The sequence below is a fragment of the Blastomonas aquatica genome (assembly GCF_014639875.1).
Lineage (GTDB): Bacteria > Pseudomonadota > Alphaproteobacteria > Sphingomonadales > Sphingomonadaceae > Blastomonas > Blastomonas aquatica.
The window spans coordinates 334583-355814 of record NZ_BMGD01000004.1; the positions used below are offsets into that span (position 1 = coordinate 334583).

General features: G+C 59.0%; 20 protein-coding genes. 10 read left to right on the forward strand and 10 right to left on the reverse strand.

Annotated elements, in window-relative coordinates; translation table 11 throughout:
• Positions 1-48: 48 nt before the first annotated feature.
• The 5 genes from IEW00_RS13380 (at position 49) to IEW00_RS13400 (ending at position 6142) form a co-directional block, all read left to right on the forward strand.
• Positions 49-1599: a serine hydrolase gene (locus IEW00_RS13380; protein ID WP_188514897.1), complete on the forward strand. Its 1551-nt coding sequence runs from the start codon at positions 49-51 to the stop codon at positions 1597-1599.
• A gap of 694 nt (positions 1600-2293) precedes the next feature.
• Entirely contained in the window at positions 2294-2671 is a 378-nt protein-coding gene (locus IEW00_RS13385; RefSeq protein ID WP_188514898.1) for a response regulator transcription factor, read from the forward strand.
• A complete protein-coding gene (locus IEW00_RS13390) occupies positions 2668-3672 on the forward strand; it encodes a YaiO family outer membrane beta-barrel protein (protein ID WP_188514899.1) in 1005 nt (334 codons plus the stop codon). Before IEW00_RS13385 ends, IEW00_RS13390 begins: the two co-directional genes overlap by 4 nt.
• Positions 3669-4706 carry a HEAT repeat domain-containing protein gene (locus IEW00_RS13395; protein ID WP_188514900.1) on the forward strand — a complete coding sequence of 346 codons (1038 nt, stop codon included), beginning with the start codon at positions 3669-3671 and terminating at the stop codon, positions 4704-4706. The genes IEW00_RS13390 and IEW00_RS13395 overlap by 4 nt, the downstream gene beginning before the upstream one ends.
• Complete coding sequence (locus IEW00_RS13400) at positions 4703-6142, forward strand: glycosyltransferase family 2 protein (RefSeq protein WP_229737036.1); 1440 nt, start codon at positions 4703-4705, stop codon at positions 6140-6142. Before IEW00_RS13395 ends, IEW00_RS13400 begins: the two co-directional genes overlap by 4 nt.
• Before the next feature lie 7 nt (positions 6143-6149).
• Here the strand turns inward: IEW00_RS13400 and IEW00_RS13405 are convergent, their stop codons facing one another.
• From IEW00_RS13405 to IEW00_RS17690, 5 genes are all read right to left on the reverse strand, one after another.
• Entirely contained in the window at positions 6150-6428 is a 279-nt protein-coding gene (locus IEW00_RS13405) for an Hpt domain-containing protein (RefSeq protein ID WP_188514901.1), read from the reverse strand.
• A complete protein-coding gene (locus IEW00_RS13410; RefSeq protein ID WP_188514902.1) occupies positions 6425-6790 on the reverse strand; it encodes a response regulator in 366 nt (121 codons plus the stop codon). Before IEW00_RS13410 ends, IEW00_RS13405 begins: the two co-directional genes overlap by 4 nt.
• Positions 6787-8919, reverse strand: a complete 2133-nt coding sequence (locus tag IEW00_RS13415; protein WP_188514903.1) for an ATP-binding protein — start codon at positions 8917-8919, stop codon at positions 6787-6789. Before IEW00_RS13415 ends, IEW00_RS13410 begins: the two co-directional genes overlap by 4 nt.
• A gap of 74 nt (positions 8920-8993) precedes the next feature.
• Complete coding sequence (locus IEW00_RS13420; RefSeq protein WP_188514904.1) at positions 8994-9245, reverse strand: hypothetical protein; 252 nt, start codon at positions 9243-9245, stop codon at positions 8994-8996.
• A gap of 133 nt (positions 9246-9378) precedes the next feature.
• Positions 9379-9624, reverse strand: coding sequence for a PAS domain S-box protein (locus IEW00_RS17690; RefSeq protein ID WP_373282644.1), 246 nt, complete (start codon positions 9622-9624; stop codon positions 9379-9381).
• A 268-nt stretch (positions 9625-9892) separates the two neighbouring features.
• Here IEW00_RS17690 and IEW00_RS13430 point away from each other — a divergent pair, with 268 nt between their 5' ends.
• Complete coding sequence (locus tag IEW00_RS13430) at positions 9893-11482, forward strand: hypothetical protein (protein WP_188514906.1); 1590 nt, start codon at positions 9893-9895, stop codon at positions 11480-11482.
• Here IEW00_RS13430 and IEW00_RS13435 read toward each other — a convergent pair.
• Both IEW00_RS13435 and IEW00_RS13440 read right to left on the reverse strand, forming a co-directional pair.
• Positions 11430-13196 carry a polysaccharide deacetylase family protein gene (locus tag IEW00_RS13435; protein ID WP_188514907.1) on the reverse strand — a complete coding sequence of 589 codons (1767 nt, stop codon included), beginning with the start codon at positions 13194-13196 and terminating at the stop codon, positions 11430-11432. The genes IEW00_RS13430 and IEW00_RS13435 overlap by 53 nt on opposite strands.
• A gap of 545 nt (positions 13197-13741) precedes the next feature.
• On the reverse strand, positions 13742-14632 hold the full coding sequence (locus tag IEW00_RS13440; protein ID WP_188514908.1) for a LysR family transcriptional regulator: 891 nt from the start codon (positions 14630-14632) through the stop codon (positions 13742-13744).
• Between the two features lie 94 nt (positions 14633-14726).
• Here IEW00_RS13440 and bla point away from each other — a divergent pair, with 94 nt between their 5' ends.
• The 3 genes from bla (at position 14727) to IEW00_RS13455 (ending at position 17892) form a co-directional block, all read left to right on the forward strand.
• Positions 14727-15659, forward strand: coding sequence for a subclass B3 metallo-beta-lactamase (gene bla, locus IEW00_RS13445; RefSeq protein WP_188514909.1), 933 nt, complete (start codon positions 14727-14729; stop codon positions 15657-15659).
• A gap of 330 nt (positions 15660-15989) precedes the next feature.
• A complete protein-coding gene (locus IEW00_RS13450; protein ID WP_188514910.1) occupies positions 15990-17087 on the forward strand; it encodes a helix-turn-helix domain-containing protein in 1098 nt (365 codons plus the stop codon).
• Positions 17088-17178: 91 nt separating this feature from the next.
• Positions 17179-17892 (forward strand): CPBP family intramembrane glutamic endopeptidase, BDIM_20840 family, encoded by a 714-nt coding sequence (locus IEW00_RS13455; RefSeq protein WP_229737040.1) that lies wholly within the window; start codon positions 17179-17181, stop codon positions 17890-17892.
• Positions 17893-18217: 325 nt separating this feature from the next.
• Here IEW00_RS13455 and IEW00_RS13460 read toward each other — a convergent pair whose 3' ends face one another.
• On the reverse strand, positions 18218-18682 hold the full coding sequence (locus tag IEW00_RS13460; RefSeq protein ID WP_188514912.1) for a GNAT family N-acetyltransferase: 465 nt from the start codon (positions 18680-18682) through the stop codon (positions 18218-18220).
• Between the two features lie 79 nt (positions 18683-18761).
• On the opposite strand from IEW00_RS13460, the gene IEW00_RS13465 reads away from it, so the two are divergent.
• Complete coding sequence (locus IEW00_RS13465; protein WP_188514913.1) at positions 18762-19718, forward strand: bifunctional helix-turn-helix transcriptional regulator/GNAT family N-acetyltransferase; 957 nt, start codon at positions 18762-18764, stop codon at positions 19716-19718.
• 229 nt (positions 19719-19947) lie between these two features.
• On the opposite strand, the gene IEW00_RS13470 is transcribed toward IEW00_RS13465, so the two are convergent.
• The gene (locus IEW00_RS13470; protein WP_188514914.1) at positions 19948-20265 is read right to left on the reverse strand and encodes a hypothetical protein; all 318 of its coding nucleotides are present in this window, start codon (positions 20263-20265) and stop codon (positions 19948-19950) included.
• A gap of 301 nt (positions 20266-20566) precedes the next feature.
• A partial coding sequence (locus IEW00_RS13475; RefSeq protein WP_188514915.1) for a DUF6118 family protein occupies positions 20567-21232 on the reverse strand: 666 nt, incomplete at its 5' end.

Below are 21232 nucleotides of genomic sequence, written 5' to 3' on the forward strand. Positions count from 1 at the left end.
ATTCGTAGGACAGCAATGCTCTGGCAGCCCGCTTGGAGTTTGTTGCGTATGACACGTTTTGTTGTTTCTGCCCTTGTCGCCATCGTGGGGGCTATTTCGAGCCAGCCTTTACTGGCGCAGATTGGCGATGAACAATTGCAACGCGAAAGCGATGACGCGTTCAATCGCCTCGAACCGGTGGGAATGGCGGTAGCGGTGGTGCGTTCTGGCCTACCCGTTTGGATCCGCGGCTATGGACATCTCGCAGCGGGCACCTCGCAAGCTGTAGATGGTGATACGGTTTTTCCCATCCATTCGATGACCAAGAGCTTCACCGCCGCGGCGCTCGCTCTGCTGGTTGACGAAGGGAAGGTCGCCTGGTCCGACCCTGTGCGCAAGCACATCCCTGAATTCGCGATGAGCGATCCGTACGTGACCGAGCATCTGACCGTGCGGGATCTGCTTGTCCACAATTCCGGTCTGGCACTTGGCGCTGGCGACTTGCTGCACTGGCCTGATCAGGTCGCAAGCGCTGACGAGTTTATCGCTGCACTTCGCTACCTTCCTCTCGATCAGGGCTTCAGAGAGGGCTTTGCCTACGACAACATCCTCTACACCGTTGCAGGCGAGGTCGTGGCGCGCGCTTCGGGCACTCCATGGAGTGTTTTTGTCCAGTCGCGCCTGTTCGATCCCCTCGGCATGACGAGCTGCTCCACGTCATCCGCTACGGCAAAACGAACCCCAAATGCGGTCCAGCATTCGCGCGAACCAGGCGGTGCTCCCGTTTCGCGCAGCGACATCACACTGAGAGAAGACCCCGCCGGCAGTATCTCCTGTTCGGTCCGCGACGTTGCCAAATGGACGCAATTTCAGCTGGGCGATGGCAAGCTGCCCGACGGAACGGTGTTCATGTCAGCGGATCGGTTGCGCGAGATGCATAAGCCGGTCGTCGCACTTGGCCCACCCAACTTCATGCGAAAGCTTGCAGGTGCACACTTCAACGATGTCGCTCTTGGCTGGTTTACCTCGGATTTCGCTGGCACGCTAGCGATCGAACATGGCGGTCTTGGTCCGGGTGGAATGACCAACATGATCCTGCTTCCTCAAAAAGAAGCGGCCGTCATAGTGCTGGTGAACGACCTCATTCCCGCGCACTTTCTCTCGCACCGCATCGCCGACCTGATCGCGCGAGGCGACAATGCATCTGACTGGATCGGATTTGTTGTAGAAAGCGCAAAGAAGCGCGCAGTCAGAAGCGCAGAGGAGAAAAGCGAGGCCAGCCAGATTCGCGCCAATGCCGTTCTGCCATCGCGAAAACTTGAGCAATACGCTGGGACCTACCGCGATCCTTGGTATGGCGATATCGTAGTGCGCTCCGAAGGAAACGGTCTGACGCTGCATTTCACGCGTTCAAAATTGTTGAAAGGTCCGCTCGTCCCTTGGGATGGCAATACCTTCCTCGCCAGATGGCCAGATCGCAGCCTTGATGCCGACGCACTCGTTACCTTCGTCTCGGACGACAGCGGTCAAATCACTGCGATGAAGCTGGTTGCAGCATCCGAACGGACCGACTTCTCCTATGATTACCACCACCTGTCGCCGAAGCGGGTGGAAAAGTAGAGGGCGTACGGTCGAATTTAACCGCGCTCGGTTTGCTGGCGACTTGTCGGGCTGAGTTGCGCTTCCATCACTAGAGCTGGATGGCGGCTTCATATTGTGCCTCGGCTTAGGCGGGTGGGATTTTGCAAATAAGTGTATACAATTCTTGGTGACTAACCCAATCCACTTGAGCAGGTTGTATTCGACGGCTTTGCCACCATCAGCCATGCTTTGGCTATACCTCATGTGGATTTGCCGGCTACCGCGATCGGAGTGATGAAGAAGGCCGTTACCAAGCATTGATCGCCGACCATGAAGTGCTTGCTCCGCGTCGGTCACCATCAAAAATGAGGATCGCTGTCAACGGTCTCAGGATGCCAGCAAGGGCGAATTTGACTGTCGGCCCTCTGGGACATGCATAAGATCGCTGAAGCTATGGTCGCCGGAAATTTTTTTCTCGTGGTGAGATTTTCTGGACCGCCGGAATGCCAGCAATGTCGTTTTAACGCACACACGGGTAACCGATTGGCAGAATAATTCACGTGGGTCTGATGTGCGCATTGTGTCTCGCTGGACCGGAAAGGGCGTCACCAGATTAGGCAAAAATGATCCGGATCAACGGCCGGGATCGACTAATCGCATGCTTCGGGCATTTTGGCCTATTTGTACGACCTCCTTAACCATCGCTTGAGAATGGGGGGTTATGCACCCGCGCATGGGTAGCGCAAACTTGATCCTGATTGCCGATGACGAACCATTGCTGACCGAGTTGCTGGAATATCGGTTACGCGCCAAGGGGTTCGACACCGCAATTGCGCGTGACGGACGTGAGGCTCTGGAGCAATTCGAGGCGGTACGGCCGAATGCTGTGGTTCTGGACGCGATGATGCCGGTCCATGATGGCTTCGAGGTGCTTCGACGGATTCGGTCGAACGAGGCACACAGCGACATACCGATCATCATGCTCTCGGCCCGCCGCAGCCAAGCGGATATCGTTGGTGCCCTCGAAATGGGCGCGAGCGATTACATCGTGAAGCCCTTTCTGCCAGAGGAACTGATGATTCGGCTGCAACGATTGCTCGCCGGACGATGAAAGCGCTCCTGATCGCCGTGGCGGTGTGGGCGATTTCGACCCCGCTGTGCGCTCAAGCTGTCAACGATTATGAAGCTGCCGTCGTGGCGCGATCTGCAGGTGATCCGCAAAGGGCAATTACCTATCTGGACGGCTGGCTAGCACAACATCCACGCGACAGCGATGCGCTGGTGCAGCGCGGTCTTGCCTATCTTGCGCTCGACCAGCGAACCAACGCGGCGCAAGACTTCCGCCTGGCGCTGCAAATTGCGCCTGATTATGCCGATGCGCGCGAGGGACTCGCCCGCGCAGAACGTCGGGACGTATCCAGCGGCGGCGGTTATCTGCTGGTCGGCGGGGCCTTGAGCGACCTCAACCGAGGGGCTGCTGATTGGGCCGAGGTTTCGCTGGATGCCGCAGCGCCTGTTTCTAGTACTGCGACCTTGGGCACGCGGATCGTGGCCTACCGCCGTTTTGGTCTCAACGATCTCGAACTGGTGGGCAATCTAACGCTACACCCTTCCGACAATTTGTGGCTGAGATTGAGCGCAGGCGGCACGCCAGCGGCGGACTTTCGCCCTGAGATCGCTTTGGCCACTGGCGCAGACTATCGCATCGTAGGTGGGGCAAATGCCACGGTGCTGAGTTTTGACACGTCTTACCAGCGCTTTCCGCTGCAGGATGTGGTTACCGTCAATCCAGGCATCGTGCAGTATTTCGCTGGTGGGCAGCTTTGGGCAACATTTCGGGGAATAGGGACGGTGGCCGGTGGCGGTCGTTTGCAAGTGGGCGGTCTAGGTCGGCTCGATTATACCCCTCGCGAGCGTCTCCGTTATTTCATCGGCTTTGCAAATGGGCCCGACACCGAACTTGGGATCGTTACACGTGTTTCTTCCCTGTTCGGCGGCGCTGAATTCCCTCTGGGAGACCGATTGTCGATAATGCCATCGGTGGCTCGCGAATGGCGGGAGAACGGTGGCGATCGCACTGATTTCAGGCTGGACTTGAAAGCCATATTTTGACGGTTCTGTTCGCTCTGTGGCAGCTATCCCTGGTCTTGTGTGCAGTCGCGTTGCTGGCACTGGCCGCGATGCTGATCGTGAGGGTTATTGCAGGTCGGCGCGTGATCCGGAGCACCAGCGAGCGCAAGCGTCTGACCCCGCTGTTGCTGTACGGCAGCGATACTCCGATGCAGCCGCCCGGCGGGATGACCGAGCGTCGGGAGGCTATGCGGCTGACGATGGAACTCGCTGAAATGGTACGCGGGCCGGATCGTGCCACATTGCTTGCCAACGCATCAACGCTTGGCGTGCTGGACGACTTGATCGAAGGAAGCAACAGCCGCGTTCCTCAGGAACGCCTGCTCGCTGCGGAGGCACTGGCAATGTTTCCCGATGTGACCGATCGGGTTCATGAGATGCTCGATGATTCCAACCCCGATGTCCGGCTAGGTGCAGCATTGGCTTTAGCGCAAAATGGCTTTGCGCCACCCACGTCCGAGCTTGTCCGCCGCCTTGGCCTTGGCACCACAGAGCGGTCTTTACTGGTGGTTTCGCTCATGCGCGATCTTGCCGAGTTTGACCCGCAAGGTGTCGAGGCGATGCTCGACGAACCCGATCTTCCAGAAGCGCTGAAACTGGCGGCAATCGACGCCTTGGCCGACACCGGCAACATCAAGCATGTGCCACTCATCAATGGCATGGTGGAAGCTGCAGCAGAAGACACGGCACTGCTGGTGCGGATCTACCGCGCACTTGGCCGAATCGGTCACCCCGAGGGCCACAAAGCGATTCAGCACGGCATGGGCCACGCTGCCTGGCAGGTCAGGGCTTCAGCCGCACAGGCCGCTGGTGCGTCTTCCTTCATCAACGGTGCGCAAAAATTGAGCGACCTGCTCGGCGATACAGAATGGTGGGTTCGATTTCGTGCCGGCGAAGCTCTTTGCCGGTTGGGCAAGACCGGGCGAGATAAGCTCGAACTCGCTTGCGTGCATGGCACAGAGCTCGCACGTGAGGCTGCGATATCGACGCTGGCAGAACGGGCCCAGGCGCTATGAGCTATGATCCAGCTGCATGGGCGGATGCGTGGATGCTTTCTGGGGCCCAAGGGATCGCTGCGATTGTCATTGTCACGGGACTGGCTCAGACGGGCTTTTACATCGTCCAACTCGTCTATGCCACTATTGCGCTGTCGAGGCGTCCGCCCGTGCCGCGAGGGGCGACATTGTGGCGACGCTATTCCGACCAGGCGCCGCCGATCGCAGTTCTGGCGCCTGCCTATAACGAGGAGCTGACCGTCGTCGAGAGCGTGCGTTCGCTGCTCGCGCTGCATTACCCTGAGTTCGAGGTGCTTCTCATCAACGATGGGTCGAAAGACGATACTCTGCGCCGGGTGGTCGAGGCCTTCGATCTGCGACCGGTCAGTCGCTTCATCGATAGCGCCGTGGAACATGCGGCGATCCGCGGTCTCTACGCCAATCCCGCACTCCCCAGGCTGCTGGTCATCGACAAGGAAAACGGGGGCAAGGCCGATGCGCTCAATGCTGGCATCAATGCTGCACGTTCTGAGCTCTTTTGTGCGATTGATGCCGACTCAATTCTCGAGCCTGATGCTTTGTTGCGGGTGGTGCGGCCATTTGTCGACGACCCCGACCTGACCATCGCCGCAGGTGGTACGATCAGGATCGCCAATGGGTGTACCATCGATGCCGGCCGCGTAGTGAACGTGAGCCTGCCCAGCAATTTCCTCGCGCTGGTCCAGACCATGGAATACCTGCGTGCCTTCCTCATGGCCCGTTTGGCTTTAGGGCATATGCAGGTGCTGACCGTCATTTCGGGTGCTTTCGGCCTGTTCAGCCGCCAGCGGGTGGTAGAGGTGGGTGGCTACAGCCTGAAGACGGTTGGCGAAGATATGGAACTGGTTCTCAAGCTGCATCGGCATATGCGCAATTTGGGGGAACCATACCGTATTGAATTCATCGCCGAGCCAGTATGCTGGACCGAATGCCCCGAAGATGTGCAGGTGCTTGGCCGGCAACGTAGCCGCTGGCAGCGGGGCGCTCTCGAATGTTTCGCCAAGCACAAGGATATGTGCTTCAATCCGCGCTATGGCAGAGTGGGTTTTATCGGATTTGGGCACATCTTGCTGGTCGATGTAGCTGGACCGCTCGTCGAGATCCTAGGCTATTTCCTGATCCCGCTGCTTTGGTATTTAAACCTGCTAGCGCTGCCTTGGCTGCTGGCATTCCTTGCCGTCACGTTCACCTTCGGCATTCTAGTCAGTGTGCTGACCCTCATTCTTGAGGAAGTGCAATTGCAGCGCTTTCCCCGTTCGCGTGACCTTGCCTTTCTGGCAGTGATCGCGGTGGTTGAGAATTTTGGCTATCGCCAGTTATCAAATTTCTGGCGGCTAAGGGGCTGGTGGCAGTTTTTGCGCAAGGAGCAAGGTTGGGGCGCGATGACACGCAAAGGGTTCGGGGGGACCGCGATCTGAAGCGTTTTCAGGTCTCGGCGGTATAAGTACCCAGAAGCGCGATCAGGCTATTTGCCTTTGCCGCAAAGTCGGTTCTGGTCGATATCGCCTCTTCTAGCTCCTGCGCCAGTTCACCGACGTCGGCTGCGCCGAGCATGCCCGCTATGCCGGCCAATTTATGCGCCCGAACGGCCATTCCTTCGCGATCGTCCCTTAGCAGCAAAGTCTCGAATGCGGCGTGCTCATCGACAAGCCGCGCGGCCAACCTAGATCGCAGCGCGGCTAACTTTGCGTCGAGCGGGCTCATTCCAACAAGGTCCTTACCTGCTTTGCGAGGGTCATGGGATCGAACGGCTTGGCAATGACCCCGATGGCATCGAGCGTTGCAAAGCTTTGCATCTCGCTGGACTGCGCACGGGCAGTCACAAAGACCACTGGCACCGCCGCTGTAGCGTCCCTCTCACGTAAACGCGCGAGAGTCGATGGGCCATCCATCCCGGGCATCATGACATCGAGCAGGATGACGTCAGGTACCCACTCTGCAACGATTTCCAACGCCAGCGCCCCGGAAGAGGCCGTGCGCACATCGAAATCAGGATCAAGACAAAGCGAAAGCTCGGCAACTTCGCGGATATCCGGCTCGTCATCGACATACAGTATACGGGTCATTGGGCGTCCCTGCGTGCGCGAACGATCAAAGCCATGGTGGTTTCGACGAGCGCCTCGAACGGCGTGCGGCTCTTGACGAACACTGCGTCCGCATCGGCGCCGGGGTGTAGGTCGTCAAGCGCGGTAAACAATATGACGGGTACACTGGGCAAGGCCACGCGAATGGCGGGCAACAGATCAAGGCCGTTTTCGTGGTCCAGTGATACGTCGACGATACAGGCCTCGATGTTGTCATGTGTCGTCAGCAAGTCGCGCGCGGCGGCCAGCGACCCGACCGAAAGCAGCGAGGCCCGCCCCAGGAACGCACTTTCCACGACGCTCAGGCAATCGAGATCGTCATCGATATGGAGAACTACCGGCAATCCCTCCTGCAATCCGCTGGCCTGCGCGGGAGCCTCCTGTGCCAGCGGCAAATCAACATAAAAGATACTGCCGCCCCCGGGGCGGTCCAGAAATCCTGCACGGCCACCATGGCGTTCGGCAATTTCACGCACGATCGCAAGGCCCAGTCCTGTTCCTCCGCGTGTGCGGGCATCCGAATTGTCTGCCATGGCAAACTTCGCGAAAATCTGGGTTCGGAAGCTCTCCGGCACCCCAGATCCTCGATCCAGCACCTCAATCCGAACATCACGGCCTCGTTGCTCCGTTCGCAGGCTGACCGTCTCACCGTTGGGCGAATGTTTGATGGCGTTGGAAACAAGGTTGGTCAGCACCTGTTCAAGGCGATCAGGGTCTCCGATTATGCATTGCGGCCAAGGGGACAGTGTTACCTCAATCTTGACGCCATGGTCGTCAGCATATTGGCGATTGGCTTCGATCGTACGCTTGATTAACGGCCCGATCGTCAATTTGCGGAGGTCGAATGTCATCTTGCCGGATTCGATTTTTTCGATGTCGAGGATGTCGTTGATCAACCGGATCAGGCGCTCGCAATTGCTGTGCGCAATATTCACCAGTCGCGCAGCCTTTTCGTTCAGCTCACCCACAGCACCGCCCGCCAGGAGGCCCAGCGATCCGCCAATCGAGGTCAGCGGGGTGCGCAATTCATGGCTGACAGTGGAAACGAATTCGCTTTTCATCCGCTCCGCGCGCTTACGCAGTGAAATGTCACGAATGGCGGCGACATATTGGTTGTCCCCGCCTTCCTCGACGAGACTGACGGCTATTTCTGTCTCGAAGGTGCTACCGTCGGCACGCCGACCGGTAAATTCCAGCTTACGCCCTGCGCCTTCGATTGTAGCCTTACCAACGCGGGCAAGCCAGGCTTGGCTGTCCTCGATGCTGACTGTCTCAGCCATGAGAATGGTATTGTGCTTCCCACAAAGATCGTCGGCCGAATGGCCAAATATGCGGACAACACTGGGATTTAGGCGGATTATGAAACCCCCTTTGTCGAGCAACAACATTGCATCGTCGGCGCCATCAAACATCGCGCTCTGTCGGGCGGCCAACCGCTCCGTTTGAGCCAGCGCCTCGAGCCTGCCCCGGGCGGAGCGACTGACCATAAGCGTCAGCAGTGCGAGCAAAACTGCAATTGCGAGCAGAAGCAGCGTCAGGCCCCGCTCAATATCGGCGCTCGTGTCGCGGCTAGCGCGACCCAAGGCATCGAGGCGGCGTTCTTCGATTGCGGTCAGGGCGCGGACTTCGGCGCGGATTTCATCCATAAGGCGCTTACCGCGACCCTCGGCGATGCGGCCTTGCGCATTTTCCGCACGCCCTTCCCGCACATCGCGCGCGTTGAGCTCAGCGTTCGAAAATTGCAGGGCCGACAGCCGCTCGAGCCGCGGCAGACTGTCAACAATCGCTTGATCTGCCTGCAAGCGGAGTTCGGCTAGCAGCGCATCGCGACGAGCCGCCGCTGTCAGATAGGGTTCCAAGAACGCTTCGTTTCCGGTGATCGCATAACCTCTGACAGCGGTCTCAGCATCAAGCTGAACCTCCTGAAACTGTGCAAGCAGACTTCGTGTTTGCCATGTCTGCTCGGCTGTGCGGCCAAGCTGGGTGGCGCCAGCAAATTCTGATCTCATCAGAACATAGATGCTGGCCAGGCTCAGCAAGATCGCAGCCAGAGCCCCAATCGTAAGTGCACGATGACGGTCGAATTTATGGTTCGGGTCGTTCTTCAGCATTCAGGCCTTGGGTTGTAAAAATTTTTCTCAGTGTTCAAGTGCCAAGATTTGGTAAAACTTTGGTGTCTGCGGTATCAGCTGATGTCAAATTCGACCGCAAAATCACGTGTCGCGGCACTCGTTCCCTTAGGGTCGTCGACAGCATGCAGCGCCGGGAACGCAAAAAGTTCTACATAATCTGCGGCGGCCCGGCACTGATGAAGCGAAGCTGCTGGGTCAAACTCCGAACGGCACGTACTCTCGAGGGGTTGTGCGCCTTTGGACATTCGAGCAAGATCCCGCATTCCGGCCTTGGACATGATTATTTGTGCTTTGTTCGCCGCCATAATAAGCACGCCATCCGGTCCTTGCAAAGGGCTAAGCATGATCTCAATCGGGAATTGCCCGCCAATCTTGCGCAGTGCGACAGGCTCAAGGCCAGTCCCGAAAGACTGGTCAAGCGCTTCGGCAGAAGATCGGCTACCAGCGGCAATTAATCGTTCGGCAAAGCCGGTTGGAATGATCTTGGTAATATTCTGACCGAGCAGCTCGTCGCGCAGATATCCGAACTTTTTCGGTAAGTTCGTTGACCAGGACGATCATCCCGCTCTCGTCGACAACGACCATGGCATCGGGTGCCGGCTCCAGCAAATCACGGTATCTGGCCTCAGAGCGTGCAAGTTGAAGCTCCAGCTCGGTCACGTGAAGGGCGGGCTGTGGCCTCATGGTAGTCAAGGTTATCCCCGGAAGGCTGAGCGGGAGGAAAAATTCGTCTCTCAGTCACCCGCATGCTGGCTGCGATATCGGGGCGATACCGTCTGAGTGTCAGCGCGGCGTTAGCTTTGGATAATATTCAGGGGATTACAGATTCCGCGTAGGTTTGTACAATGCCATCGAGCGCGTTTGGCATGTGTCGCCTGATGGGCGAAGTGGCATGACAAAGGATCGACCCATTCGCTTGCCAGTTACCACTCGCAGCCCAGTCGCCTTGAGGATGCTGCGCACGCTTGTCATGGTAATAGGGATATTCAGCATTTCTGTCGCTTCATCAGCCGCGCAGGCGCAACAGCTTCAGCAGCCCGGGCCGTCCGGCAGCATCACCCACCTCCTGCCCCGCTGGCCGTCTGATGCAGAGTATCTGGTGCTGTCCACTTCCGAAAATAAAACGAGGCTCTTCATTCGCAAACCGGAGCAAACCTCCAGCACTCCCGATTTGCGCTTGCTGGAGGACCTGCGTGACTTGGCCGCAATCGTACCCTTTGGCGGCAGCGAGCGTTGCGCTGCGGAAAGGTCGGCCGCAGACATTGTCGTATCCTGCGCGGAAGGATTTGATCCGGAAGGCGTTCTCATTCGGTTTTACGGGAAGCTGCCACCCGGCGCGGCTGCCCGAGCGCTCGTCGAGACTAAAGGCTCAAAGGAATTCCGTCTTCAGTTTGTCAATTTGGGCGAAGACGCGACTGCTGCCAAGGCCGCTTCAGGGCAGCTGAACCTCGCGCTTCCACCGCGAGCAGATGGACCTCTCCAGCTGGTAATCCTTGGGCCCCAGTCGGGTGGGTCATTGCGGGTGACCGATCTTCGTCTGGCACCCACGCACCCGCCTCGCGCGCTGGACTCTGGTGCATGGGCATGGCACCCCCAGGCATGGCAGGAGGACAGCGACGCGCTCCTGCGCCCGGCGATTGAGCGGCGTTTGAAGCATCTGTATATTACGCTGGATATCGCCGGCGGACAGGTTGAGCACGCGGCGGAGCTGACGCGGTTCCTCAGGGCGGCTTCAGGTGCCGGAATATCGGTCGAAGCCGTCGAAGGCGATCCGCGCATGGTGCTACCCGAAGGCCTGGCCAACGCGCTTGATCGCGCGCGGGCGATAGCGCGCTTTCAGAAAAGCGCGCCTGCAGCCGCGCGACTGTCCGGTGTTCAGTATGACATCGAACCGTATGTTCTGCCCGGTTGGGGAACAGCGCCGGTCGATCACAAGGCCTGGAGCAATGCGGTCAATGCCTTGGCCGACGCTGTGAATGGTCAGCTCCATCTTGTCCTGCCGTTCTGGGTTGCCAGCGAACCAGCCGGTGCGCAATTCCTGCGAGATGTCGAAGCGTCAGTGAATGCGGTGACCGTCATGAGCTACCGCGCCGATGGTGCGCTCGCTGCTCATTTGGCCCAACCGCTGCTGAATTGGGGTGGGTCAGCCCACAAGCGTGTCCGGATCGCACTGGAGGCAGGGCCGGTCCCCTCCGAGGTCGAGGAGACCTTCGTGCCAGCCACCAGCGGACAGCTGGCTTTGGTCGAGACGGCGGGCCAGGTGACTGCTACCCATTTATCAGAGCCTCAGGTGGTACCAGGTGCCAAGATGTACGCCAGCCGTGGCAAGGTCCAAACGCGATCCGACCGGATCAGCTTTTTGGGCAACGAACGGGCGATGATGGAAGCGGCAGAGGATGTTGCGCGCGTAGCATCTGCCTGGGAATCCTTCGCCGGGATCAGCTACCATGGCCTCGCATGGTCGTCGCGTCAGCGAGATCCAAGCCCTGTCAGCGGCTCGCAACCGGTATCCGACGAGAACCCTCGATCCCGTCAAGAATGAGTGATTTGCCGGTTTTCGGGAAACGGATAACCAGATTTTCGACAGCCTCGGGGGCCTGTACTTCCAGGGTCTCTCCGTCGAAATCCACTTCCGCAAGGCTCCTTGCGCTCCACCAGCTTCCAAACTGCCCCAGCGAACCGATCCACAGCCGTTTGCCATAATGGTCGATCAGACGTTCCTCGAACCGAAGCTTGTGTCCGACCATATCGGGGTGGATCAGCACTACCGCCACACCGCCATCGCGCGCGATATTGTCGATCACTTCCACTGCCGCATCGAAACGGTCGCCTAGGCGCGGAGGTTTTTCATCCTCGATTGTAACCGGGAACTCCCAGACCGGTACCAGTGCATTGCCCGAACGGGCATGGGCCAGTTGATAGGGAAGATGCGTCAAGGCGGTATTGGCGGTCAGGGTAGAAGAATAGCGATATCTGGTTGTCGCGAGGGCTTCGGGAAGAGCGGCATGATTTGCGAGATAGCCCGGGCGGAACGACACCACGTGCTTTGCCAATATCTTCTCGAGCAAATACCGCGATACCCGCAATTCGCCCAAAAGCGTCCCGTTGCGCGTTTCGGTCGCACTTTGAACAAATGGGCGATAATCGGGATAACTCTCCGATCCGCTACCAAGCGGGAACGATGTAAATGTGCGCGAATGCGAAACGCTGTGGCTGGCGATCTCCATATCCCGCCCGACATCACGTAGCGGCGCAATATTGTCATCATTGAAGAAGACGTCGTCATTCCAGTCGCGGATGACCTTGGTCTGGATAAAAAATGTCGCAGACTGACCGCGGTCTCTTATGGCTTTCGCAAACAGCGGCGCGTTTTCCACCGAGCGCGTAAAATCGACGTCATGGGTCAGGATCAGGCTGCCCTCTTGCCCAGCTGGCGCGGTGCCGATCAGATAGGGCATGTCCTCGTCCTGGACATACAGGTCGCGGATCCAGCGGTAGATCAGGTCGAGGCCCGGGTCGTAGCTGTTGACCGCCTCGGCAGAGACCTGCTCGGCACGACCGTTCATTGCGCGGTTGGTCAGCGCGCCCAGATCAACCCCTAGGATACAGGCGCGTCCCCCGACGCGTCGGCATACCGCAGCTGCGGTCCCGTCGTCGAAGTCGGCCATGCGCACGGCAGTCGTCGGAACGATGCCGTTGCTGCCGACCTGCACTTCGGCGCGCGGCGAATTGAAGCGGGTCAGCCGAGTTTTGGCGTCCGGCGAGCGATCGAGCCAGCGGATCTCAGATCGGCTGCGGCCAGCGGCCTGGGATGCGACGCCAAACAGCTCTCCCAATCCGCCCCCTGCAAGATCGAACGTCACAACTGTGCCCCCACTTCGGATATGGTTGGCCAAACCGCGAAGCGCCGGCGCAGACAATGATCGTCCGGAAATGGATGGATACGCCAGCACGACATCGTGCTGCAACGCACGCGCTGGATCCTGTGTCATCATGAAGGGGATGCCATGAGCCTTGAACCCACGCACTAGGCCAAGCCAGTCGGACGCAGGGTCTGTCACCAGAACCGCCAATCGGCTTGTGCCTCCGTTTTCATAGTTGCTGATTTGCGCGGGCACGGCAACGCTCAACTGCGTGTCCGCGACTGGGCCTTCCAGGCCGTCGAACCTGTAGATTTTCGTCCCCGTACCGAAGATCAATATCCATGCGGCGAATGTTGCAACGACGATGGCAATAGCGATGACAGATTTTCTCATGATGCCCGCTTATGCCGAACAATAGTGAACAAAGTCAGGCCTTTCATGAAACCGCTTGTTGCCACGGTGGCATAGTACGGTGCTACCAAGCGCTGTCAAAGCTCGCAGGCATCTCCTTAACCGTCATCGATTGACGTGGCTCCCGATGGACCGAACGGCGAGTTTTCGAGCTCAGCCGACGCAAAGCTGGCATTTGCAATCGGCCCAGATGCAGTCTTCGCCGTAGCCAGCCTCGCCGTTTCAGGAATGGCTGGTTCCGGCTTAACCGGACCTTCTCGATAGCAGCAATAAATGACGGGTTTGTCCCAGGCCCGGCTGTTCGGGCCGATCGACAACAATGTCCGCTTTCAGGCAATCGGTGCGCGAGCTTCAACGACCGATATTGGGGCGCTTTGCTGAACGGCCGCTTTGCCGGTTCCTGAATTTCGGCAAATGGGCCGCTAGCTGTATGGCAGGTCCTGGCTGTCAAAGCGCCGAAGCCGCAGGTCGGCTTTCGGCAAGGCGTTGCTAGGCCCGGCGTGACCGGAAATGGGTGGATCGCGCACCTACGGTGAGGATTGAAGGGAGGCACTGCTCATCTCTTCCATCAGCCAATCGCGAAAGTGCCGCATTGCTGCATTTTCGGGACGCGATATCAGGCGAGTGAGCCAGTAGCGGCCTACATCGACCTCGATCGGGAATGGTTGGACGAGCAATTCTGACGCGAGCTCGCGGGTGAGCATCCCCGCTGGCACCAGTGCGATGCCGAGACCGGCGGCGGCGGCGGATCCCATCAGCGCCGCACTATCGAAAATGGGACCGCGGAGATTTGGGGCGGGTACGCCGACAGCGTCGAACCATAACGCCCATTCATCAGGGCGATAAGAGCGCAATAGCCGCTCGTGGACGAGATCGGCGGGGGATTTGAGCCGTGCTGCAATTGCTGGAGCGCAGACCGGAGTCATCGGCGCCCTGAGCAGTGGTTCGGCATGGGTGCCGTGCCACGCGCCATCGCCGAAGCGGATCGCGAAATCTAGCCCTTCGGCGACAAGGTCAACGCGGTTGTTGTTGGTCGAGATACGCAGATCAATCGACGGGTGGGCGCGGGCAAAGATGTCGAGCCTCGGGAGCAACCAGCCGGTTGCAAAGGTGCCCACGACGCCGACTTTCAGGAGTTCCCGGAAGCGGCCTTCGCCGTACTGGTCGAGCGTCGCGCCCACACGATCAAACATCTCGGCAAGTACGGGAACAAGCACGAGACCTTCGTCAGTGAGTGCGAGCCCACGCGGTAGTCTGTGAAAGAGGCGTGCGCCCAGGCGGCGTTCCAACTGCGCGACCTGATGACTGACCGCGCCTTGGCTGACGCAAAGCTCGATCGCAGCGCGGGTGAAGTTGAGATGACGTGCCGCTGCCTCGAAAGCACGCAGGGCGTTGAGTGGGAGTTGGGCGCGATCCATCACCTACCCATCAAATATTCTCATGGCTTTGTCGAGAAATCATGCTTTGTCGCGCGCTTGGCCGATTGGCATTCCGGGGGCGAAAGGAAGAAAGATGATCAAACTAATGACAGTTGCGGCTTGGCTCGCGGGCATGAGCGGAATGGCGGGGTGCAATGCGCAGGAAGCGCGGGCGCCGGTGGTCGCGGGCGCGGCCCTCGACTCAGCGCCGCATGTAGAAGACGACCCGCTGACAAGACCGATGGAGCTAAAAAGAGCGGAGAGATGGCTTGCGCCTTTGCCGCCCGAGAAAATTTTCGGTGGCAGTTATCTCGTGGGGTTCGCCGGCCTGAGCGTGGCGCTGATCGATACGGGTGCGGGGCTGGTGCTCATTGACGGCGCGCTGCCGCAAGCGGCACCGGCGATCCTGGACAATGTACGCAGCTTGGGGTTCGACCCCAAAGACATCAAAATTATTCTGAGCACCGAGCCGCATTATGACCATAGCGGCGGCCTTCCGGCGCTGGCCCGTGACACCGGCGCGACGGTGATTGCGAGCGCCCGGGGTGCGGATGGCTTGCGGGCTGGAGCGCTCCTGGAGGATGACCCTCAGTTCGCTTATGGCGGCGTCTGGCCGCGCGTGACACAGATCCGGGTGGTCGAGGACGGCGAAGAAATACATCTCGGCCACACGGCGATAACCGCGCACGCCACGCCAGGGCACACCATGGGCAGCATGAGTTGGAGCTGGCGGGCATGCGAGGTTCAGGTGTGCAAGGCGATCGTCTTTGCGTCCAGCCTCAACCCTGCATCCGCCCAAGGCTACCGCTACACCGCACCGTCAAGCGAGCCGATCGTCAGAGCCTTCACGCTGAGCCACCGTCTAATGGATGGACTGCCATGCGACATCCTTATCTCCGCGCACCCCGACAATGCAGGCGAAGGGCGATACAACGACAAACCCGGCGCATGCCGCACATACGTCGCGCGGTCCCGCGGTCTGCTCGCGAACCGGCTCGAAGCTGAACGCAACGGGACAGCGAAGTAGGCGCGACCATAGGACCCAAGCAGCACGGCTTCGTATTGGACGTGGATCAACCCTAACTGGCAACTCTAGCTGCGGCATGTGAGGAAGTTTCGATCCGCCTTGCAGCGACCGATCTACCATCTTGTTGATTCGCTTTCTGCACGTCCAAACGTCGTTGGATTGACCAGAACGGGGTCGAAAAAGAAATGCCGGTTTTGGTGCCAGTGATCCGATAGCTGGCTGGCCGGTCGTGGGAGCAAGTCGATCCGCTCACATCGCCATCAGCGAGTGAAGGGTAGGCGGTAAGCGTTTTGTACTGTCGGCTATGCAATTTGCAGCTATCCGATCATCATGATCATCGCTGAATTCGACACCGCAATACGCTTGGGCGCTGGATGCATTTTCCTCCTGCTTGCATGGCTCATGCTCATCCACCGACAGCGGCTGGGGTTGCCCAGCCATCTGTTTGCACCTCTTGCAGTGTGTGTCGCCGGTTTCGTCGTCGGCAATACGCCGCTTTCGGCATTCCAGCCGATGGGGCTGCTAGGCAATTTCGCTCATGCCGTCAGCGGCTTCACGGTCATTTTCTTGTGGTGGTTTTCGCTCTCGTGCTTCGATAGCCGCTTCCGGTTGAAGGGCGGTGTTCTGGTCGTGGGGCTGGCCTGGGCCGCCATTGCCGCGACTGACCGCGGCCTGTTCGGCGACGTGCTCGCCAACGCCGGGCTGTCGCATGGGCTGGTGCTGCTGGGCTTTGCGATCGTGGGTCATCTAATCTGGCGGCTTCTGGACGAGCGCCAGGGCGACCTGATCCAACAGCGCCACTACGCGCGCACCCTTGTGGCCGTGCTGCTTGGCGGAATGTTGCTTATCGACCTGGCCGCGGACGCGCTGTTTGGTTTCGATTGGCGGCCCCTTGCTTTCTCTATGACACAGAACGCCATGATCCTCCTCTTCGGCCTGTGGCTTGCAGGCCGATTGGTGACAATTCAGGCCGATGTGCTGACGTTCGGTGTTGCTGAAGGCGCGGCGAGGCTGGGCTCTGCGGACGCGCTGGGTAACCGTCACCCCGATGAAGCCCTGCACCGCCGATTGTCCGTGCTGATCGAGAGGGACCGCGTGCATCTCGATCCCGAGCTGACCTTCGCCCAGTTCGTTGTTCTCATGGGAGCGCCGGAGCGCAACGTCCGGACGCTCATCAATCAGCAAATGGGTTATGATCATTTCCGCGCGTTTCTGAACCACCATCGGGTCGTGGAGGCGTGTCGTCTGCTGGAAGAACGCGATAACGAGGCCAAACTCATCACTATTGCGCTGGATAGCGGCTTTGCCTCGCTCGCCAGCTTCAATCGCGCGTTCCGGGCTATTCGGGGATGCACGCCGACTGAATACCGAACCGCAGCTCACCAGCCCGTCGCACGGGGCCCGCGCGCTGCAAAAGCCGGGTTTTGAGGAGCGATATACCGCCTTCTGAGGAGCCAGGCAGGCAATAGGTAGCTAGGCAGAGCGCGCACAACCAGCGAAAGGCAAGCGCGTGAACGGAATGATCGGCCTGGCAGGAACACTTGCTCTTCTGCTCCTGCTCGGAACAGCTCTTGGCATCGCCGACCGCCGAAATTTCTCTCCCCGGTGGCTCCTGATGGCCGCGCTACTCGTCGCGATCAATGATGCCTTGCTCACCCGGTGCTACGGTCTGCTGCCCGACGTGATCGGAGGGGAATGGAACTGGCAGGGCAAGCTTGCCGCGCTTGCCGCGCTTGCCGCCACGCTCGCGATTGCAGCAGTCCCGGTCTTTGGTCTGCGCCGATCCGGCTTCACTTTGGCGCAAGGACCCGGCAGCCTTAAAGCGGCGCTGCCGGTAGCGAGTGCCTATTGCGGCTTCTTCGTGCTGGTCGCCATTCTTTTCCCGTCAGGACAGGCGAGTGCGGAAGATGTCGCGTTCCAGTTGACGATGCCGGGCGTGGAGGAGGAGTCGTTCTATCGCGGCATCCTGCTTTTCGCGCTCGATCAGGCGTTTCGGGGCAGGAAGCGGCTCCTGGGTGTCGACTGGGGCTGGGGCGCGGTGCTGTCGTGCCTTCTGTTCGGTATGACGCATGCTTTCGGCTATTCTGAGGGTAGCTTTTCTTTCGATCCCGTCATCATGGCGCTAACCGGCATTCCATCTTTCATTGCCGTATGGCTGCGCCTGCGGACAGGCAGCCTGCTGCTCCCCGTACTGCTTCACAATTTCGGCAACTCCTTTTCATTCCTCGCTTAGCGTCGAGCGCGGCTTTTCGCGCAGCCTCGATGTCTGTTTTCACGGTAGACGATCGCTGGCCAGGTTGACCGGATTTGGGGCGCTTTGCTGACCAGCATCATCGCCAGTTCCAGAAGTTCAGCATTTGGGCCGGTTGTTGAATGGCAGGTCATGGCCACGAAATGGGTGAAGCCGCATGTCAGCTTTCAGGCAGCCGTTGCAGGGCATCCCATGGCCGAAACTGGGTGGATTTGCGACAGTCTGCTTCTTGGCCAGCGGATATTGAGAGCGGCAATCTGTCGCGAGACAGCCTTCTCGACGCCGACAGCAGTCTGTCCTCAGATACCTAGAGATGAAGTCCCAGAAATGAAGCTCCGGGGACGGGGTTGAACGAAATCGGTTCAGCCGCGACGAAGCCGAGGTCCGCATATAGCTGTCGAGCGGCAAGGAACTTCGCCTGCACGTCTAGACGCATCTCACGATAGCCAACGGCACGAGCCTCCGCGATCAGCTGCTCCGCCAGTTCACGACCAAGGCGCTTACCGCGTGCTTCGGAACGGACATACAACCGTTTCATCTCACAAATGCTAGCGGTGACCTTTCGCATGGCGATGCATCCCCCGACCACGCCATCTACCTCTGCGAGCAGAACGCAGCCATAAGGAGCGGCATACTTTTCGGTGAAGCTCGCGAACTCGACTTCATTGTTTTGGTAATCAAGGTTGACCGGGGAGTTGGCTATGAACTCTCGCCAGATATCGAGAACCGCCGCGCTGTCGATTGGGAACTCCGCCCGTCTGATAATCGCCATGCCCGGGCCCTGCCTTTCCCCACTATACAAGCCGTCATACAGACATATAACGCGATATATATCAAGTGATGGGGATGACATGAACGATGTGATTCGGGAAATGGGCGCGGGCTTCCTTGGAAGCCGGCTCAAGCGATTGGGAGAGCGGATGCAAGCCGGGGCAGCGTGTGTCATAACCGGGGCTGGATTGGAGGTACAGCCCGCCCACATGCCCCTGCTCGTCGCTCTAGACGGCCAGGAACTGACGATCGGCCAACTCGTGCAGGCTGTCGGCATCAGCCAGCCTGGAGTGACTCGAGGCGTCGGGCAGCTGATTGGCATGGGGTTAGTGAGGTCGGAGACCGGGAGCGATCAGCGTCACCGAACCATTTCTCTCACCAATGATGGTGCCGCCGCAATCGCCCGTGCAAAACTATTTGTCTGGCCGCAGGTGACCGAGGCGGTTGATAAGCTTTTGGGGGGACGCTCCGACGAGCTTCTAGCTATCGTTGCAGATGTGGAAAACGCACTCGCTGCAACCCCGCTTGAAGAGCTGGCGGCACAAGCCCGACCCGAGGTTCTGTTCATTCGGGATTACTCCGACGATCTTGCTCGCGAGTTCCAAGATATCAACGCCGAATGGATCTCCGAGATGTTCAGCATTGAAGAGACGGACCGGAAGACGCTGGAGAACCCACGCGCCAGCATCATCGACTCCGGCGGGGCCATTTTGTTTGTAGAAGCAATTGGGATGGGAGTAGTTGGAACGTGCGCGCTGCACAAAACCAGCGCGACCGGTTTCGAGCTAACCAAGATGGGAGTTCGCAAGGTAGCACGCGGGCTCAAAGCTGGAGAATTCCTTTTGAAAGCGATCATAGAGAAGGCGCACATGCTAGGTGCCGACCCCCTCTACCTGCTGACGAACAGCCGCTGTGCGGCAGCCATCCACCTCTACGAAAAGACGGGCTTTCAGCATGATGTCGCAATCATGGCTGATTACGGCACTCGCTATGCCAGATGCGACGTTGCTATGCGTTACGTCCGGCCGGAGGCATAAGTTTGGGAGAATTCCGCCGAGCCTTATCCCGCAAGCTACGGCAGGATTGGGGTCGTTTGCAGAACAGCCGGAAATCGCCACGATTGGAAAAAATCTGTCTTTCAGGTCTCGACCCCAAAGCGATCGTTCGGCTGCAGGTACCGTTTGGAATATGGTGCCAATCCAATCAGAATGTCGCACCATTATGGGAAAAGACGATTGCATGCCAATAAACGCGGGGCGGACGAGGCTAGGTACGGGCAAATACGCACGCCGCGACGAATGCACTAACGAGGAAAATCAAGCCAAAGATCGGTGCACCATAGATAAGCATCGTCATGGGCCCCATGTAATCGCCGCCGCCCGAACTCTCGTGGATGGCGTAATCAATCCGCTGCCACACATAAAAGAAAAGCAGGACCGCAAATACCGGAGAGCAGATGGCCAGCATCGCCCTTAATGTCAGCGGGACGAGGTTGGGCTGCTTCTTCAGAATTCGTCCTGAGGCCACTGCAACCATCATGGCAAGCCCTGCCGGCACCCCAAAAAACATGACAAAGCCGCTCATTGCGTCAACATACTCTTACAGGCACTTCTTTGCCATCCCCCTGTTCGCACTTGTTAATCCAAGGATTAACCTAAAGCCATACACGCAGTTTCAGCTTTCCACCCATCTGCGGTCACAGAGCGCCCTGGCATGTTGTGCCAAAAGCCGACATAACTCCCGCGTTTGCAATGACCGGTTTTGGGAAACGCGGCACAGCCCCCTAATGACTGGGACTGGGGCGCAAAACTGCCGCAGATTCTATCCAATGCTGGGCACCACGTTACAGTCTTTGAGGTCCAGTGGTAAGCTCAAGTGGGGCAATTCAGTAATCTCGTGCCCCTACCTCAACTGTGCAGCCGACGCTTTGGAGTTTCCGGTCTGCGGCACGCCTGGCACATCTCTCGATGGCGCCGCTGTTTTCCTCCGACAATGTTGCCGCGGCCTGGATGGCCTTCCAGCGCTCCGGATCGGAGACCAGAAGCAAGCGTTCTCCTGCTGCCCACCCGTTACGGTGCAATGCAGACATTGCCCGCTTTTCAGGCCACAGCCAGCCTTCTGGCACAACCCAGTCGATCGCAGGCAAGATGATCGCCCCGCCCATCGTACCCAGTACAAGAGCTATGCCGGCAGCCCCGGCAAGCCATTGGTTCTGCTGCCGCACCGTTCGTACCGAGTCCGTTATCCTGGCGAGCGCGCTGACCGCATTCTGAAGATTGTTCTGAGCAGCCGCCATGGCCGCCTCGGCATCCTTCCGCACCTGCCGCCCCGCCGTCTCAATCTGGCGACCAATTATCTCGGGTGTCAGCACAAGTGCTGGCTTGTCCGCCAGCGCATCGATCGTCTCACGCAGGTCTTCACAGCTCTGATGGATCAGCGCCAGGTCCTCGCTGTAGTCGCGCCCGAGCAAATCCTGCTGGCGCTCCGCAAAGCCATCGACCGCAGCCGTGACGCCCGCCAGCCGCCGCGCCACAGCCTCCAGCGCATGCTC